The organism is Acinetobacter sp. 243_ASPC, assembly GCF_001054715.1.
GTDB lineage: Bacteria > Pseudomonadota > Gammaproteobacteria > Pseudomonadales > Moraxellaceae > Acinetobacter > Acinetobacter soli.
This window is the reverse complement of record NZ_JVOR01000009.1, coordinates 1-15,927: the sequence shown is the minus strand read 5'-3', so window position 1 is coordinate 15,927 and position 15,927 is coordinate 1. Positions and strand designations below refer to the sequence as shown.

Below are 15,927 nucleotides of genomic sequence, written 5' to 3'. Positions count from 1 at the left end.
TTACAAGCAGAATGTCGGCGGTTCGATCCCGTCAGCGCCCACCATAATTTCTCATCTCCTTATTGCGTCATCTATAAATTTTTCATAAAATTCAACTAGATCTTTTTCTGTTACTGATGAATTTTCATGAGAAATCCGTACCAACGCAAAGCTGCATCAGTGACTTCCGAGCACACCACATTACAACCAAAAGAACTTTATAAGCAGTTTATCGAAAGCATTGTGGCGCAGCGTCAGTTAATGGCATTGTACGATGATGGCTGGGCCCTGTGCGGCACTCCAAACGGTCAGCAAGCGTTTGCGATATGGCAAAATAAGGGGCTAGCACAGCTCATGATTAAAGGGGCTTGGGAAAGTTATCAAACCCGTGAAATTCCTTTATTGAATTTTGTACAAGAAATTATTCCGTATTTACGTGAAAAAAATACACTGTTGTCCTTAAATCTTACACCCGAAGGTCAAAATATTCTGGTGCGCCCTGAAGCCATGCTGCTCGATATCAAAAACTACTTGTATCAGTTGTACGTGCAGCAGCCTCAATTATTTGAAGATATTAAGTTGCCAAAACCTCGAACGATCCGTTTAAATTAGTACTCGCGTAAAATCCAGCCACTAATAAAGGCGAAGTATTCGCGTAGCCATGTGTTATAGCGGCTCAAAAGGGGAGTAGGTGCACTGAGCATGATCGGCTGTTGATAGCCTTGTTTATGTGCAATGGCCTTTGAACGCAAGATATGAAAATCGCTGGTTGCCAGTACAATAGGATCTTGCAAAGAAATATGTTGCTGCTCAAGAATAGGCCGACTGTTTTTAAGGTTGAGTTCGGTACTGGTACTTCGATTTTCAAGTGCGACTGGATTCTTCAGCATCGGATATTTGCGCTGTAAATACTGAGCCATTACTTCGGCTTCGGTTTTTTGCTCACGTGCATCTAGTCCGCCACTTAAAATGATCAATGCTTGAGGATGGTGTTGAGCATAGTATGCCGCACTGTTCAGGCGTTCGGCTAAAATGGCCGATGGCTGTCCATTTTCGACGCCACTCCCCAGTACAATGATGGCACGAGGTGTAGAGATTTGAGGTGTGCTAAAAGATTGTAGGCTCAAAAAAATAAAAAAAATGATCACGCTGGCCAGCCATAGCCAAAATGCAGTCCAGCCCAAATAGATCCAGCGTAAAACACGTGGACGATGTGCAAATTTTTTTAATAAAGTAGGGCCATACAGGCTGCTTAGCGTTAAAAAGATACCAGTAGCACAGGTGACTTGTACACCAAAATGACTTTTATTTAGTGCAATCAGCGCTAATCCGTCTATAAGTAAAATCAAACCTAAACCGAGTACCAATACACGCCCCAGCGTATATGGATGGTTGGCTAAAGTCACATGCTGCATAATCAAGCCAAAGTCAAATATAAAAGATCGGCTCATCATAGCAAATAAAAAAATGCCAGCGCTATGCGCTGGCATCTCGTTTTGGCCATTATTGAATTTGCTACATTATTTTAGTAGACATCACGTCGATAACGACCTTGTGCTCTAAGCGCATCGAGTTGAATTTCACCTAAAATATCGGTGAGTGCCTGATCGACACCCGATGCCATGCCCTCGATACTGCCACAAACGTAAATGACAGCATCTGCATCAATCCATTGTTTTAAAATCTGTGCCTGATCTCTCAAGATATCTTGAACATAGCATTTTTGTGCCTGATCGCGTGAGAACACCAGATCCAATCGTTTCAACATACCTGTGCTTTGCCATGCGCGAATCGTATTTTCGTAAAAAAAGTCACATGCTTGCTGGCGCTCACCAAAAATCAGCCAGTTTTCCGTGTAGTCGTGACGAATTCGGGCATGTAATAAGCTCATCAAGCCGGCAATTCCAGTTCCATTTCCAATGCAAACAATAGGACGGTTGTCATCGATGAGATGAAACGAGGGGTTGGTACGAATACGCAGGGCTACAGGTTCACCCACGCTTAAATGTTCGGTTAGCCAGCCAGAGCCCAAGCCCAATTGACCATTTTGATCAAACTGCTGGCGAACGGTCAATCGTAATACTTGCTGGCTTGGAATACTGGCAATTGAGTATTCGCGAGTCGGCAATACAGCAAGTTGTTCGAGTAAATGTTCCGGATTGGCAAATGGTTCGACATCAGTGTTTAAATCACGATTCCAAAGTGCTTGAGCCAGCGTACTTTCAATGCTCTCTACATAAATTTGTGCGGATAACTGATGCTTTTCCAAAAAGGCCTTCACTCGTGCAGGCGAGTTACCCGGTTGAATCTCTGCAATATCACCAGCTTGCCAGATGGTATCATTGGCTGTGGTAAATTCCAGATTATATGCAGATGCTCCTTGGCTATTAGGATTTAAAAGCTCACGCTTGCTCAATCTCCATTCATCAAAGATTTTTTCGATGTTCATCGATTGAAGTTCAAGTTTGGTGGCACTGGCCAGTGCCGTGTTCCATTTTTGAATGTCATCAGGATGAGCATTATCAACTTCAATTACATCAAACAGGGCATGTGCACCAGACTGTTTCAACCATAGGTCAACGCGATGGCCAAAGGCGCAGTAGCTGTCTGGATATTCTTTTGACCCCAGTGCCAAAATGGCATAGTTGAGATGATTCAAAACCATTGAAGACTTTAGGAATTTTTTCTCGAAGTTGCTGGCCAGATCTGGGGCTTCGCCTGTGCCATAGGTGCTGAGTACAAACAAAATTTGTGGTGAATTTTTGAAGTCACTTTCGGTTAATTGCTGAACCGGTCGAACCTGAATGGGTTGATGCGCTTCTTGTAGTCGTGTTGCAGTGCGCCATGCCAGCTGTTCCGCCACACCCGTTTGAGAGGCATACGTGATGAGCCAAGGCGTTGCATTTGGATCGATATAATGATCACTGACATGCTGGCGTGCAGCCAAGGTTAATTTTTTCTGCTTACGGCGTTTTAGATACAGCATCCAACCCGTCACAAAAAACAGCGGCATCGCCAAAGAAGCAAGCATTGCAAAAAAGTGATATACCGGGCCAAAGAAACTACCGCGATGGACTGGCAACATGCTACTCATGATTTTTTCATTGAGTTTTTTGTCTTCATAGAGCTCTAATTTTTCAATTTTACCCGTCCCATAGTGATAGACGGCTGAGTTACGGGCGCGTTCATGCTGTGGTGTTGCATCTATGAAAGAGAGCTCAATCGTTTGATCGGCTTTTTTAGGTAAATTGAGCGTAATAGACGAATAATCGCGGCCAAGTTGGGTCTTAAAACCAGTCCATGTCTTGTTCAGTGCATCATAAATTTGTGCAGAAGAGAGTTGTTCGCGAGATTCACCGCGGCCTTCACCACGATGTTCTCGTCCTGCATGGCCTTGTTGAGGCTGACCTTGCATCCGATTTGTCGCTTGACCTTGTGTATTGCGAGGTCCGGCCTGCATTTGTGGTTGTGGTCGTTCAACACCCATCAGCTTAAACATACCGTCACGCCACCAGTCATACGACCAATACAAGCCCGTACATGCCATCAACAAATAAAACACCACCACCCATGTACCTATAACGGCATGCAGATCCCAAATAAAATTGCGCCCTTTAAGTTTTGGCTTTACAAACAACCACTGACGCCATGTGTGACGTTTTGGCCAGCGTAAATAGAGTCCACTGAGTACAAAAAAGATCAAAATTAAGGTACATGCTGCCGTAATTTGCTTGCCCACCGGCCCGAACGTTAGGTTGCGGTGTAACTGCTGAACAAATTGAAAGAATCCACGTCCCTTGATTTCAGGCAGTACCTCAGCCGTATAAGGGTTCACCATCATGTTATAACCGCGACGTTCACCTTCTTTTTGAATATTTACTGTGGAGGAGGTGGTTGCATCTTTGGCGATAGTAATACTATTGATTTTTAGATCCGGCTGACGCTGCTCAAAGTGCTGATACAACTGTGCAGGTGTGAGTTTAGGCGTATTTTGCGCCTGAACAACATAACTGTCCTGATTAATGAGTTTTAAAATCTGCTGGTCGTACGAATAAATCGCACCCGTTACTCCCATCAACGCAAGGATAAGACCCGCACTGATCCCCAAAAACCAATGAATCTGGAAAAAGACTTTTTTTAACATGGCTGTAAACGCAAAATTAGAGATTTAAATTTTGCTAGAGTATAGCTCAAGATTCGTTAGATAATATGGATTTTCGAGATAATATTAATTTTCATTATCATTTAATAATGCAGATAAAAAAAACCTCCGCGTACGGAGGCATTCTTTGGGTTTTCAAATTAAAACGATTTTGCATCACCAACTTGTTCGTTCAGGTGCTTACGAATGGTATTAAATGAAAAATTCTTGGTGTCCATACGCTTTGGAAGCAAATATGCACCTTGCTGTCCTTTTACTTTAAAATTCAGCAAGATAAAATCTGGAGTGTTATACCATTCATAGATATCTTTCCAGCCAATGGTGCCAACACCTTCTTGGCCATTCATCTGCTGACGCATCACAATACCGTGTGGCTGCACGCCCAAACGAACACCTTTAATTTCCTGAACTGGAAATTCATTCATTTTGCGTTTTACATACCATTCTAGGCCATACTTGCGCAGTACGAAGTACAACACCACACAGATGATGGCAACCCAGCAAAAAATGGTGGAATAGTTTTTAAGAAGAATAATCCCTGCGATAGACAGTAGTAAAACCACTGCCATGATGATCCATGCTTTTGTGCTGATTTTATTGGTGCTACGCCAAATCTTAAGCTGAGCATCACGTTGTTCAGCTTCAGACACTTCGTAGTTAACAGGCTGTAGCGTATAAGCGTATAAAGTTTTCGCGGTCATAGTGCAAATGCAATTAGTGAATTTTAAACTCGCCAAAGTTTAGCATTAAATCACGCCAATCCGTGAATATATTGTGCCATTTTCATGCGATTTACAGCGATGCCAATTCGGTGGCGGCATCATCCCGATCATGACTCAGGCTTTGCTTGAGTGTACTGAGCTGATTCAAAATACTGTACATCAGGGAAAGCTGCTGCAAAATAATAATAGCCAGTTGATCTTCCTCACTATTTTGCTTTAAACGCTGCCGAATGGTTTGCAGCATATTCTGTGCGGTTAGCCCGGGCATTTCATCTCTGAGCAGAGCCCCTTGAATGTCGTCTAATGCTTTATTGAGTAGATTGAGAATCTCTTGATCATCAATCTTTTCACGATGTGCGCCCAGCGCAGCAATATAACTGAGAAAAGTATGATGTAAGCACAGAAATTCGAATGCCAGATTTTTTTGAATCGGATCAAAATCAGGTTCGGTCGCAAGGGTAGAAATTAAAGATGCCACATCTGCATCGGTGTTATGCGCAGTACGGCGCGCAATCCGATAGCTCAGACCATGATTTCGACCATGATGATACTGCTGCACCACATCGACCAGATAATTACACTGCGCCTGAATGGCACGGCGAATGGTGCGCGGTAAGCGTCGAAACTTCCAGTCTGGCCAGATAAAGCTAACGCCTAGCCACGCCAGCGCGCAGCCGATGAGGGTATCGATCATGCGTGGTAATCCCGCAGAAAAACCGAAGCCATCTAAATTAAAGTTAATCAGCGCCAAAATGGTAATAAAGGCTGTGGCTTGTGCATACTGTTTACTGCGCAGTTCAAAAAACAACACGCCACTCAACACCAAAATCAGCAACTGACCTTCAAGTGAAGGCACAAAGTATAAAATCGCAATACCAATAATAATGCCGACCAATGTACCCACAATTCGTAATCGCAGTCGGCGTTTGGTGGCATTAAAATTCGGCTGACAAACAAACAGCGCAGTCAATAGAATCCAGTAGCCGTATTGAATACCGGTTGTTTGGACAAAAATGTAGCCTACAAACAACACCACAGAAAGCCGAACAGCATGACGAAATAACACCGACTCTGGTGTTAGGTTTTGACGAATCCGCACAATGATATCGTTCCAGCCCTTAAGATCGTCGTCTTTAAGCTGATGATCCATCTGCTTCACTTTATCTAAAGCAATATTACGCTCTGTTTCTAAATTACGTAACTGTGCATCGATACCTTTCAAATTTTGATAAAGCGCATACAGCGCATTGACCCAAAGCGGATCATAAACCTGATCGTGACGTAATTTCCCCAAAGACTGTTTGAGATTTTCAAAGGTGTGTTTAAAGCGCTTGTTATGTTTATAAGGTTGTCGCTTTAAAATACTTTCGCTTAAATCCTTGCAGGCTTTGCCTTGTATGGTCAAAATACGTTGGAAGCGAAACAAAATGTCGCTGTGCTGAAAAATTTTACTCAGTTCTTGATAATTGATATGCGCCGAGTCTGCGCGCTCATGGATATCTTGTGCCACAAAATAATATTGCAGGCTGCGTCGGGTGTCTTTTTGTCCGCGATCGCCTTTGAGTCGGGTGAGCAATGAAGCTTTTAAATCGTTAAAAATTCCGACCAGTTTGCCGTTTTCCATCGATAGATCAATCAAGGATTGCTGATAACTGTCAGGTGTCATATCGACATCGAATACACTGGATTTAGCAAATAAAAAATCACCCAGCGATGCATAGCAGGCCGATAATTTATCTTGTACGGGGCGAATCGGAAATAACAAGAAACTAATCGTGGCGATCAAACCATACCAAGCTGCACCGCACACTAAAAGAGCAGGTTGCATGTACCATTCTGGAAAGAGGTGTACGCCCAGCATTGAGTAAACCGACACCACCAAGCATCCATAGGAAATGGTGGTGTATCTGCGCCCTAAAGAGCCCAATAAAATCCAGAAAATACAGGCCACAATCAATCCCAGCGCAAATACCACCGGATGTGGAAACAAAAGCTGTACCGAAGTTGCAGCGGCAAAAAAGCCCACATAGGTATAGACCAGATTCATGATTCGAACAGAAAAGCGGTCGTCGATATCACTCAAGCCAGCGGCAACCACACCGAGGGTGAGCGGAATAGTGGCCAGTTGATAATCGAGAAAATAGGGCACAAAGGCAGTGCCTGCAAATGCAATCAGCATCCGAAGGTTATACATCAGCGAAGTGTTGTAAGTCGCTTGTTTGAGTTTGGAAAACCAAGAGTTCAAGGGGATTCCTTTAAGCTATTGAGTGAAAGACACCTCCCTGCATACACGTCAGGTTGAGTCATCATCGTTATTATTACTCAGTGAAATCATACTATGGACAGTGTAAGCTTGTCTTCACACTCCGTATTTAATATTAAAATGTGACTATGTCCGAAAGTAGATTACCCGGTCAATATTCAATTGCGTGGATTATGCTGCTGGCCCTTTTGACCGCACTTGGGCCGCTGTCGATTGATATGTACTTGCCAGCCTTACCACAAATGGCCAGTGATTTTGGAACCACCACGCGTATGGTGGCAAATACCCTGCCTGCATATTTCTTGGGTTTGGCAATCGGTCAACTTGTTTATGGCCCGATCAGTGACCGAATCGGCCGTAAAGCGCCGTTATATGTTGGACTCACTTTATATGTGGTGGCCAGTGCATTATGTGTATTGGCGCAAGATGAATGGTCGCTTATTTTAGCCCGACTGGTACAGGCGCTGGGCGGCTGCGTGGGTGTTGTGATTGCACGTGCTGCCATACGTGACAGGCTCGATGTACAAGGTTCGGCACAGGCTTTCTCAAGTATGATGATTGTGATGGGGATTGCACCGATTGCAGCGCCAGCGCTGGGTGCAATGGTGTTGGAGTTTTTCCATTGGCAGGCTATTTTTTGGTTACTCGCACTGATTGGCTGCTTATGTTTATTGTGCATTCATTTCTTCTTTGATGAAACTTTGGCACCTGAAAAACGCTTAAAACTTAGCCCTTATCAGGTGGTGACTTTGTATGCCGCGATTTTTAAAGATACCAGCTTTCGTTTCCCGATGTTGGCGGGGTGTTTAACCGGTGGGGTATTGTTTAGTTATATCAGTTCAGCATCTTCTGTTTTAATGGATCAATATGGTTTGGGGCAGCAGCAGTTTGCCTATGCGTTTGGCTTTAATGCCTTGGGAATCATGATTGTCTCTTCCATCAATAAAAAGCTGGTATCTAAACTTGGCACCATGACTCGGCTTAAAATAGGGGGGTTCATTCAGCTAGCAGGTGCAGCGTTAGTACTTTTGAGTGGTCTGATTTCAGATGCGCCAATTGCAATGGTGATGGCAGGTTTGTTTTTAGCTGTTTCAGGGCTAGGAATGACTGGACCTAATGCCATGGCGCTTGCAATGTCGAGACAAGGCGCCCGTGCAGGTACAGCCAGTGCCATTATGGGCAGTATGCAGTTTGGCTGCGGTCTGTTGGGTGGTGTAATTTTAAACTTTCTCGTTTGGAATGCCCTACTAAATATGGGCATCATGATGATGCTATTTTCTGGCGCAGGGGTAATCGCGATTTTTGCTGTCGCACGTCAGCTCAAGCTGCAAAATGCTTAAGCCCTCAAATAAATAAAAAAGACCTGCATATTCAGGTCTTTTTTGATTGAGTCGATGGATTTAATCTAAAAACTGGGTAAAGCTCTCGACGCTTTCACGTGGTGTAATAAAGGTATTTACAATATGATCTGGGTCTGCATAGCCTAAAGCCACCGTACAGACCAGCTCTTCATCTTCAGATGCATGAAGTACATCAAGCACAATCGGATGAAAATGATTCCATGCAGCTTGAGGGCAGGTATCTAGTCCGCGGGCTTTTGCAGCAATCATGACGTTTTGAATCATCATGGCAATATCCATTTTCGATCCGACTCCCATCATTTTATTGACGGTAAAAAACAGTCCAACCGGTGCATCAAATAACTGGAAGTTACGTAATTGCTGTTGCGCCATTTTTTCTTTTTCGCCCTTTTGAATATTGAGTAACCCATACAGGCCCCAGCCATTTTCACGGCGGCGATCAATAAAGGGTGAAATCCATTTTTCAGGATAATAAGCGAATGTTTCCTGATACTGCTCGGCGTGGCTTGGATCATTGGTCAGTGCGATTTGAGCGTCACATACTCGGCGAATCATGGTGTCGCGTGTTTTGCCAGTGACTACATACACTTTCCATGGCTGGGTGTTGGTCCCCGACGGTGCACGGCTTGCGACTGCCAGAATATCTTTAATGATTTGAGGTTCAATGGGGGTGGGTAAAAAAGCACGAACCGAATGTCGAGACGTAATGGCTTGATCGACCAATTGAACTTGCTCGGACTGCATGGGCGTTCCTTATCCGTTTTTTAATGCCTCCACTATAAAGGATTCATCTGCAATTTTTAAACCGATTTTATAAAATCAAAAACAGACTGTAGTGGATAAACTGCAACTGGAACTATGAAAAATGAGTGATATTGCGTAAAAAAATCGCCTCAATTACAGCAAAAATACGGTGTCTACTGTAATGGTATACTATACTGAACGCCTTATGATTTTTAGCTTTGCTTCAAATCAAACGGTTTGTTCTTATCTGAATTCATCTTTCTGTTTCACTTCTTTTGGGTAATTGTTCTCAAGGTTCCGTTTAGTCATCTTTATCATTCACATATTAGAAGAATGAAAATCGATTAAATGCTTGAGAGTTAAATGGAAAATATATGGAATTTACATTTAATGCCTTCTATACGTTGATTGCAGCAGTCATCGTATTACTTTTAGGGCGATTTTTAGTCAATAAAATTGACTTTCTGAGACGTTACAACATTCCTGAACCAGTCGCAGGTGGCCTTGTTGCTGCGCTGTTGTCATTGGTGGTGCATTCGATCTGGGGCTACAGCATTACTTTTAGTAGTGAACTCCAGACCAGTTTTATGCTGATTTTCTTTGCTTCGATTGGTTTAAGTGCGCACTTTGCCAAGCTCAAAGAAGGCGGTATTGGGCTGGTAATTTTCTTGGTCTGCGTTGCTTCGTTTATTGTCGTGCAAAACTTGGTTGGCATGAGTCTGGCTACTTTGCTGGGTATCGATCCGTTAATTGGACTGATCGCAGGTTCGATTACACTTACAGGTGGGCATGGTACTGCAGGGGCGTGGGGAGAAATTCTAGAGACTCAACATGGTATTCAGGGCGCTTTGGCACTCGGCATGGCCAGTGCGACCTTTGGCTTGATTATTGGAGGAATTATTGGCGGGCCTTTGGCCAAGTTTCTGATTCAACGCCATCAATTGTCGCATGCTCGAACCGACGCACAAATTCGTAATCGAGATACGCATGTTGATGAGCATCCTGAAAATCTTGCGCCATTTGAAAATCCGCATCAAGTACGTCTCATCACGGCAGACAATGCCATTACCACATTGGGGATGTTTGCAGCGTGTCTGGCCTTTGCAGAATTCATGACCGGTTACAGTAAAGGCACCTGGTTTGAGCTACCTACATTTGTGTGGGCGCTTGGCGGCGGCGTCATTTTACGTAACGTATTGGAAAGCATTTTTCGTGTCGATATTTTTGATCGCGCGATTGATGTATTCGGTAATGCATCGTTATCGTTGTATCTGGCCATGGCACTTTTATCGCTCAAACTCTGGCAATTGGTCGATTTGGCTGGTCCTTTGGTGATTATCCTTGCAGCACAAACCTTAACAATGGCATTATACGCAGCTTTCGTGACCTTCAAGGTCATGGGCAAGAATTATGATGCTGCTGTTCTTGCAGCAGGGCATTGTGGTTTTGGGATGGGGGCAACGCCTACCGCCGTCGCGAATATGCAAGCGATCACCAATATGTATGGGCCATCTCATAAAGCTTTTTTAATTGTTCCACTGTGTGGTGCATTTTTTGTTGATTTAATCAATGCGACCGTAATTCAAGTAATTCTTAAGTTTTTTGTGTGAAACTAGAGAAATGATTTAGGGCACATTGATTCAAAATGTCGATAAATAAAAAAGCCTCTGATTGTAGAGGCTTTTTTATTTATTTAGTGGGATTTAGATAGACACCATAGTGATATGGTAAACACAAGTGTTTCAGATATGAATGAACAATTAACTGCAACCCTGATGTCTTGGGTCAGCTTTTTTAATGATCCTTTATGGGATTTTCTGGTCGTTTTCTTGCTGGCAGCAGGTACGTTTTACACCATCGCAACCAAAGCGGTGCAAATTCGTATGTTCTGGCAAAGTATTCGAGTCATGAAGGGAAGCCGTAAAGACGGTGAAGATGAACACGGTATTACGCCGTTTCAGGCCTTTGTAACTGGTCTTGCAAGCCGTGTTGGGGTTGGAAATATCGCCGGTGTGGCGATCGCGATTGCGTTAGGTGGGCCTGGCGCAGTGTTTTGGATGTGGGTAACTGCGTTATTGGGTATGAGTTCGGCATTTACCGAATCTACACTGGCTCAGTTGTTTAAAGTCCGTGACACGCAAACTAAACAGTTCCGCGGTGGACCTGCCTACTACATTACTCAGGGATTAAAGAGTAAAACATTCGGCTTTGTGTTTGCCATTTCTCTTATTTTTACCTATGGTTTTGTATTTAACTCAGTACAAATCAATGCGATTGCCAATGCAACCTCGCACTCTTGGGGCTGGGATAAAGCCAATATCATCTTGCCTCTTGGCGGTCTCAACTTCGAAGTATCTTGGGTTGGCTTGGCCTTGGTGGTATTGGTGGCAATTGCCATTTTTGGTGGTATCAAACGTATTGCCAAATTTGCTGAAATGTTTGTTCCAATTAAAGCAGGTTTATATTTGGCGGCTGCACTATATATTGCAGTCATCAACTACGATATTTTGCCTGATGTTTTTAAACTGATCTTCACCGAAGCATTTGAGTTTAAAGCAGCGGCAGGTGGCTTTTTTGGTGGAATGATTTCATTGGCCATGATGCAGGGCATCAAGCGCGGTCTATTTTCAAATGAAGCGGGGATGGGTTCTGCACCGAATGCCGCTGCTGCATCGGAAGTGAAACATCCAGTCGATCAGGGCTTGGTACAGATGCTCGGTGTATTTGTAGATACCTTCATTGTATGTACCTCAACGGCATTGATTATCCTGATTTCGGGTGTTTATCACGACGGTGGCACCATTGGGGTTGAAATGACCCAGCGTGCGCTTGAATCACAGCTAGGTAGCTGGGGCGGTGATTTTCTTGCGGTATTGCTATTTTTGTTCTGTTATTCGGCTGTGCTGGGCAACTATGCCTATGCAGAAGGCAATATGCAGTTCATCAATAACAGCCCGAAAGTCATGTTTATCTTCCGTATTTTTGTATTGTTCATGGTTTACTTTGGCGCAATCAGCAGTGTTCCGTTGGTTTGGTCGATGGCCGATCTGTTTATGGGTATTATGGCGACCATCAACCTGATTGCGATTTTGTTGCTCACGCCATTTGTTCGTAAGCTTCTCAAGGATTATCGTGAACAAATGAAAAAGGGAATTAAAAACCCTGAATTCAAGATTGATCAATATCCTGAAATGAAGAAAAAAGTCGATAGCGATATCTGGTAATTAAAATTCAAAATAAAAAAGCAGTCTGTTTCACAGGCTGCTTTTTTTTGAGCTGATATAAATTCGATACAGCTTTTCTTGTAACATGCGACTAAACTTGCCAAACAAAAAAACAGGATAAAGGTTTTTTATTGCAATGAGATGTCTGTCTATTCTACTGTTTGGATTTTCCCTGATACTTGCAGGGTGTCAACACGCACCTGTAGAAAAGCATCAACCGATTGCGCAGCCTTTACTAGAAACACAGCGTGATCAGGTCGCAGCATCCTTTGCTTCGATCAAGCAGCAACGCCCGGTTGTGGCGCTGGTCTTGGGCAGTGGTGGTGCGCGTGGCTATGCACACATTGGCGTGATTGAAGTACTCGAACAGCATGGTATCCGTCCAGATTTTATCGTGGGCACCAGTGCAGGCAGTATTGTGGGCGCGATTTATGCCAGCGGAAAAACATCGAGTGAGTTACGAGATATCGCGCTTAATTTAAAAGTGGGCGATGTGCGTGAACTGACCCTCGATAAAAAAGGCTTTTTTGATGGTAAAAAAGTTGAAGATTATGTCAATCAGCAAGTTAATCATCAGCCACTCGAGCACATGAAAATTCCGATGTTTGTGGTGGCAACCGAGCTAAAACAAGGCAAACAAACCATTTTTAATCAGGGCAATACCGGGCAAGCCGTCCGAGCGTCAATTTCGATTCCGAGTATGTTTGTACCTACAAAAATTCAAAATAAAGAATATGTCGATGGTGGACTGGTCAGCCCTGTACCGGTCGAAGTTGCCCGATCACTCGGTGCAGACGTCGTTATTGCAGTCGATATTCTGGCACAGCCCATCCATACAGAAACCACCAACATCTGGGGACTGTTTAACCAGAACATTAATATTATGCAAAACCGTTTAGCGGATGAAGAACTCAAACACGCTGATATTGTGATTCAGCCAGAACTTTATGAAAAAGCACATATCTTTGATGTAAAAGAACGTGAGGCCACCATTCAGGCGGGCATCAATGCTGCACAAAAAAAATTAGATGCGATTCAAACGGCACTTGATCTGCATAATGTCGATGCGCAGGCCAAGCAGCCGTAAAAACAAAAATGGTATTAAAGCTGAACGGTTGCTCCCAAAGCTTTAATAAATTGTGCCAGCCACTCAGGATGGGCAGGCCATGCGGGTGCGGTAATCAAATGACCATCAGTCACGGCATCGGTCACGGAAATATCGGCAAAGGTTCCACCAGCCAGTTTAACTTCGGCAGCACAAGCGGGGTAAGCCGAACAGGTTTTACCTTTTAAAACGTCTGCTGCCGCCAGAATTTGTGCGCCATGACACACCGCCGCAATGGGTTTTTTGGCCTGATCGAAGGCCTGTACAATGGCAATCACGCGTGCATTCATGCGCAGATATTCCGGTGCTCGTCCACCCGGAATGACCAAGCCGACATATTGATCGGGTTGTACGTTTTCAAAATTATAGTTGATGGCAAAATTGTGACCGCGCTTTTCACTGTAGGTTTGTTCACCTTCAAAGTCATGAATGGCTGTGGCGATATGATCGCCTTCAATTTTATCGGGACACACCGCATGCACGTCATAGCCTAAAGCAGTTAAAAACTGAAAAGGCACCATGGTTTCATAGTCTTCTGCATAGTCACCAACCAACATGAGAATCTGTTTTGTCATTTTAGGGTCCTGTTATGATTATGTATTGTGATTTTCGCTTTTATCATACGCTTTTTACGTTGCAAAAAAATGAGTTTTTGAGCTGGCTCAATGGCGATATTGTATGAAGATGCTTTGGTGCTTGCACTTGTTACAAAAAATGATTAAAAGAACAGGAAATTGGATCAATCTACAACGAGACGATAAATATCGTTTAGGTTAAATTTAAGTTTCGCGCTTTAGGCTTGATTCAAATGCGACGATTCGTCATGAAGGAATAAAAATTTACCATGTTTAAATCATTTTTTCCAAAACCGAAATGGTTTGTTTTATCCCTCATTTTTTGGTTTGGTATCAATCTGCTGCTGTGGTACTCGGGTGGAAAACACTGGGGCGAATTTGTTGGCTTTCCTAAGGGCTATGCCGATGCGGAGCTGGCGGTAAGTGTTGCACGTTTTTGGTCTCCCGCATTTATATGGTTTTATATCTGGTTTTTTATCGCAACCGCGCTTTTTGCTGGGTTCTGGAAAATGCTGTCAGACAACCCTTGGCAACGCTGGTCGATATGGGGAAGTGCATTTATTTTATTTAATATCTGGTTTGGCGTACAAATCAGTGTTTTGGTCAATGCGTGGTATGTTCCATTTTGGGATCTCATTCAGAGTATGCTGACCAATGGTGGCGGTAACATTATGGATTTGTATAAAGAAACTCTAGTTTTTCTTTATATTGCCATGGTGGGGGTAACGCTGGCTGTCGTGAATTCCTTCTTTACCAGCCATTACGTCTTTCGCTGGCGTACTGCAATGAATGATTTCTATACAGGGCATTGGGATAAACTCCGCCACATCGAAGGTGCCTCACAGCGTGTGCAAGAAGACACCATGCGTTTTGCCACTATTATGGAAGACTTGGGAGTTGAACTGGTCAAGGCCATGATGACCTTGATTGCCTTTTTACCGTTATTGTTTCAGCTTTCCAAATATGTACCCGTCGTTCCGATTATTGGTGAGCTTAATCATTCGTTGGTTTGGGCCGCCATCGTTTGGGCAGTATTTGGTACGGTACTTTTGATGGTGGTCGGGATTAAATTGCCTGGCTTGCAATTTAATAATCAAAAAGTGGAAGCGGCCTATCGTAAAGAGTTGGTCTATGGTGAAGATCATGCTGACCGTGCTAGACCCGCAACACTGAAAGAATTATTTAGCCGTGTGCGTACAAATTACTTTCGTCTTTATTTTCACTATGCTTATTTTAACTTGACTGCGACTTGGTATGGTCAGTTAGATATTCTCTATAATTTGGTTGTGTTATTTCCATCGATTGCAGCGGGTAAACTAAGTTTGGGTTTGATCAATCAAATCGGTGGAGTATTCAATAAAGTACGTGATTCATTCCAGTATTTAATTAATTCGTGGAAAACGATTATTGAGTTGCTTTCTATTCGTAAGCGTTTAAAAGCATTTGAATCGATTTTGGATCAATCATCCTGATTAAAAAAGCCTTCAGTACAATGAAGGCTTTTTTGATGTTTAAAGCGTTGTTTGATATTTGATTTAGCGGCGGTCATCCCAACCACGATGATCATAACGTCCACGGTCATCCCATCCACGATGGTCTCGATCATAGCGACCATGGCCATCTCGATGATGAGGACCATCATAACCAAATGGATCGACTACACAGCCTGCTGTGAGTACGGTTGATGTCACCAGAACGCTTGCGAGTATCGCTTTTAATTTAGTCATATTTACACCCTTGACCTTGTTTTAGAGGTGGATCAGGAAATTTGAACAACACTTATAAGTGATAT

At 43.4% G+C, this 15,927-nt stretch carries 13 protein-coding genes; 6 read left to right on the top strand and 7 right to left on the bottom strand.

From position 1 onward, the window contains the following. The first annotated feature begins 126 nt into the window (after nt 1–126). Entirely contained in the window at nt 127–591 is a 465-nt protein-coding gene (locus ADA42_RS01105) for a DUF2750 domain-containing protein (protein WP_004935204.1), read from the top strand. Here the strand turns inward: ADA42_RS01105 and ADA42_RS01100 are convergent. From ADA42_RS01100 to yccS, 4 genes are all read right to left on the bottom strand, one after another. Continuing rightward, nucleotides 588–1,394, bottom strand: a complete 807-nt coding sequence (locus tag ADA42_RS01100) for a YdcF family protein (RefSeq protein WP_048763124.1) — start codon at nt 1,392–1,394, stop codon at nt 588–590. The two genes, ADA42_RS01105 and ADA42_RS01100, sit on opposite strands and share 4 nt — an antisense overlap. A gap of 110 nt (nt 1,395–1,504) precedes the next feature. Next, nucleotides 1,505–4,123 carry a PepSY domain-containing protein gene (locus ADA42_RS01095; RefSeq protein WP_048763123.1) on the bottom strand — a complete coding sequence of 873 codons (2,619 nt, stop codon included), beginning with the start codon at nt 4,121–4,123 and terminating at the stop codon, nt 1,505–1,507. Between the two features lie 158 nt (nt 4,124–4,281). Next, the gene (locus ADA42_RS01090; protein WP_004945714.1) at nt 4,282–4,842 is read right to left on the bottom strand and encodes a YcxB family protein; all 561 of its coding nucleotides are present in this window, start codon (nt 4,840–4,842) and stop codon (nt 4,282–4,284) included. A gap of 91 nt (nt 4,843–4,933) precedes the next feature. Continuing rightward, complete coding sequence (gene yccS, locus ADA42_RS01085; protein ID WP_048763120.1) at nt 4,934–7,108, bottom strand: YccS family putative transporter; 2,175 nt, start codon at nt 7,106–7,108, stop codon at nt 4,934–4,936. 146 nt (nt 7,109–7,254) lie between these two features. Between yccS and ADA42_RS01080 the strand changes: the two genes are divergently transcribed. Further along, nucleotides 7,255–8,466, top strand: coding sequence for a multidrug effflux MFS transporter (locus ADA42_RS01080; RefSeq protein WP_025094523.1), 1,212 nt, complete (start codon nt 7,255–7,257; stop codon nt 8,464–8,466). Between the two features lie 60 nt (nt 8,467–8,526). On the opposite strand, the gene ADA42_RS01075 is transcribed toward ADA42_RS01080, so the two are convergent. Then, nucleotides 8,527–9,231, bottom strand: coding sequence for a nitroreductase (locus tag ADA42_RS01075; RefSeq protein WP_048763117.1), 705 nt, complete (start codon nt 9,229–9,231; stop codon nt 8,527–8,529). Nucleotides 9,232–9,605: 374 nt separating this feature from the next. On the opposite strand from ADA42_RS01075, the gene gltS reads away from it, so the two are divergent. The 3 genes from gltS (at nt 9,606) to ADA42_RS01060 (ending at nt 13,542) form a co-directional block, all read left to right on the top strand. Next, the gene (gene gltS / locus ADA42_RS01070) at nt 9,606–10,841 is read left to right on the top strand and encodes a sodium/glutamate symporter (RefSeq protein ID WP_004935218.1); all 1,236 of its coding nucleotides are present in this window, start codon (nt 9,606–9,608) and stop codon (nt 10,839–10,841) included. A 138-nt stretch (nt 10,842–10,979) separates the two neighbouring features. Then, the gene (locus ADA42_RS01065) at nt 10,980–12,455 is read left to right on the top strand and encodes an alanine/glycine:cation symporter family protein (protein WP_034440484.1); all 1,476 of its coding nucleotides are present in this window, start codon (nt 10,980–10,982) and stop codon (nt 12,453–12,455) included. A gap of 136 nt (nt 12,456–12,591) precedes the next feature. Further along, a complete protein-coding gene (locus ADA42_RS01060) occupies nt 12,592–13,542 on the top strand; it encodes a patatin-like phospholipase family protein (RefSeq protein WP_004935221.1) in 951 nt (316 codons plus the stop codon). Between the two features lie 14 nt (nt 13,543–13,556). Here ADA42_RS01060 and ADA42_RS01055 read toward each other — a convergent pair whose 3' ends face one another. Then, nucleotides 13,557–14,135 carry a DJ-1/PfpI family protein gene (locus tag ADA42_RS01055; protein ID WP_004935223.1) on the bottom strand — a complete coding sequence of 193 codons (579 nt, stop codon included), beginning with the start codon at nt 14,133–14,135 and terminating at the stop codon, nt 13,557–13,559. Nucleotides 14,136–14,404: 269 nt separating this feature from the next. On the opposite strand from ADA42_RS01055, the gene sbmA reads away from it, so the two are divergent. Continuing rightward, the gene (sbmA, locus tag ADA42_RS01050) at nt 14,405–15,607 is read left to right on the top strand and encodes a peptide antibiotic transporter SbmA (RefSeq protein WP_048763114.1); all 1,203 of its coding nucleotides are present in this window, start codon (nt 14,405–14,407) and stop codon (nt 15,605–15,607) included. Nucleotides 15,608–15,670: 63 nt separating this feature from the next. Here the strand turns inward: sbmA and ADA42_RS01045 are convergent, their stop codons facing one another. Beyond that, nucleotides 15,671–15,862, bottom strand: coding sequence for a hypothetical protein (locus ADA42_RS01045; protein WP_025094528.1), 192 nt, complete (start codon nt 15,860–15,862; stop codon nt 15,671–15,673). Nucleotides 15,863–15,927 lie beyond the last annotated feature (65 nt).

Bases quoted from the DNA above. Each gene is read 5' to 3' on its own strand.
- ADA42_RS01105 (WP_004935204.1), top strand. From the start codon at position 127: ATGAGAAATCCGTACCAACGCAAAGCTGCATCAGTGACTTCCGAGCAC.
- ADA42_RS01100 (WP_048763124.1), bottom strand. From the start codon at position 1,394: ATGCAGCATGTGACTTTAGCCAACCATCCATATACGCTGGGGCGTGTA.
- ADA42_RS01095 (WP_048763123.1), bottom strand. From the start codon at position 4,123: ATGTTAAAAAAAGTCTTTTTCCAGATTCATTGGTTTTTGGGGATCAGT.
- ADA42_RS01090 (WP_004945714.1), bottom strand. From the start codon at position 4,842: ATGACCGCGAAAACTTTATACGCTTATACGCTACAGCCTGTTAACTAC.
- ADA42_RS01080 (WP_025094523.1), top strand. From the start codon at position 7,255: ATGTCCGAAAGTAGATTACCCGGTCAATATTCAATTGCGTGGATTATG.
- ADA42_RS01075 (WP_048763117.1), bottom strand. From the start codon at position 9,231: ATGCAGTCCGAGCAAGTTCAATTGGTCGATCAAGCCATTACGTCTCGA.
- gltS (WP_004935218.1), top strand. From the start codon at position 9,606: ATGGAATTTACATTTAATGCCTTCTATACGTTGATTGCAGCAGTCATC.
- ADA42_RS01065 (WP_034440484.1), top strand. From the start codon at position 10,980: ATGAATGAACAATTAACTGCAACCCTGATGTCTTGGGTCAGCTTTTTT.
- ADA42_RS01060 (WP_004935221.1), top strand. From the start codon at position 12,592: ATGAGATGTCTGTCTATTCTACTGTTTGGATTTTCCCTGATACTTGCA.
- ADA42_RS01055 (WP_004935223.1), bottom strand. From the start codon at position 14,135: ATGACAAAACAGATTCTCATGTTGGTTGGTGACTATGCAGAAGACTAT.
- sbmA (WP_048763114.1), top strand. From the start codon at position 14,405: ATGTTTAAATCATTTTTTCCAAAACCGAAATGGTTTGTTTTATCCCTC.
- ADA42_RS01045 (WP_025094528.1), bottom strand. From the start codon at position 15,862: ATGACTAAATTAAAAGCGATACTCGCAAGCGTTCTGGTGACATCAACC.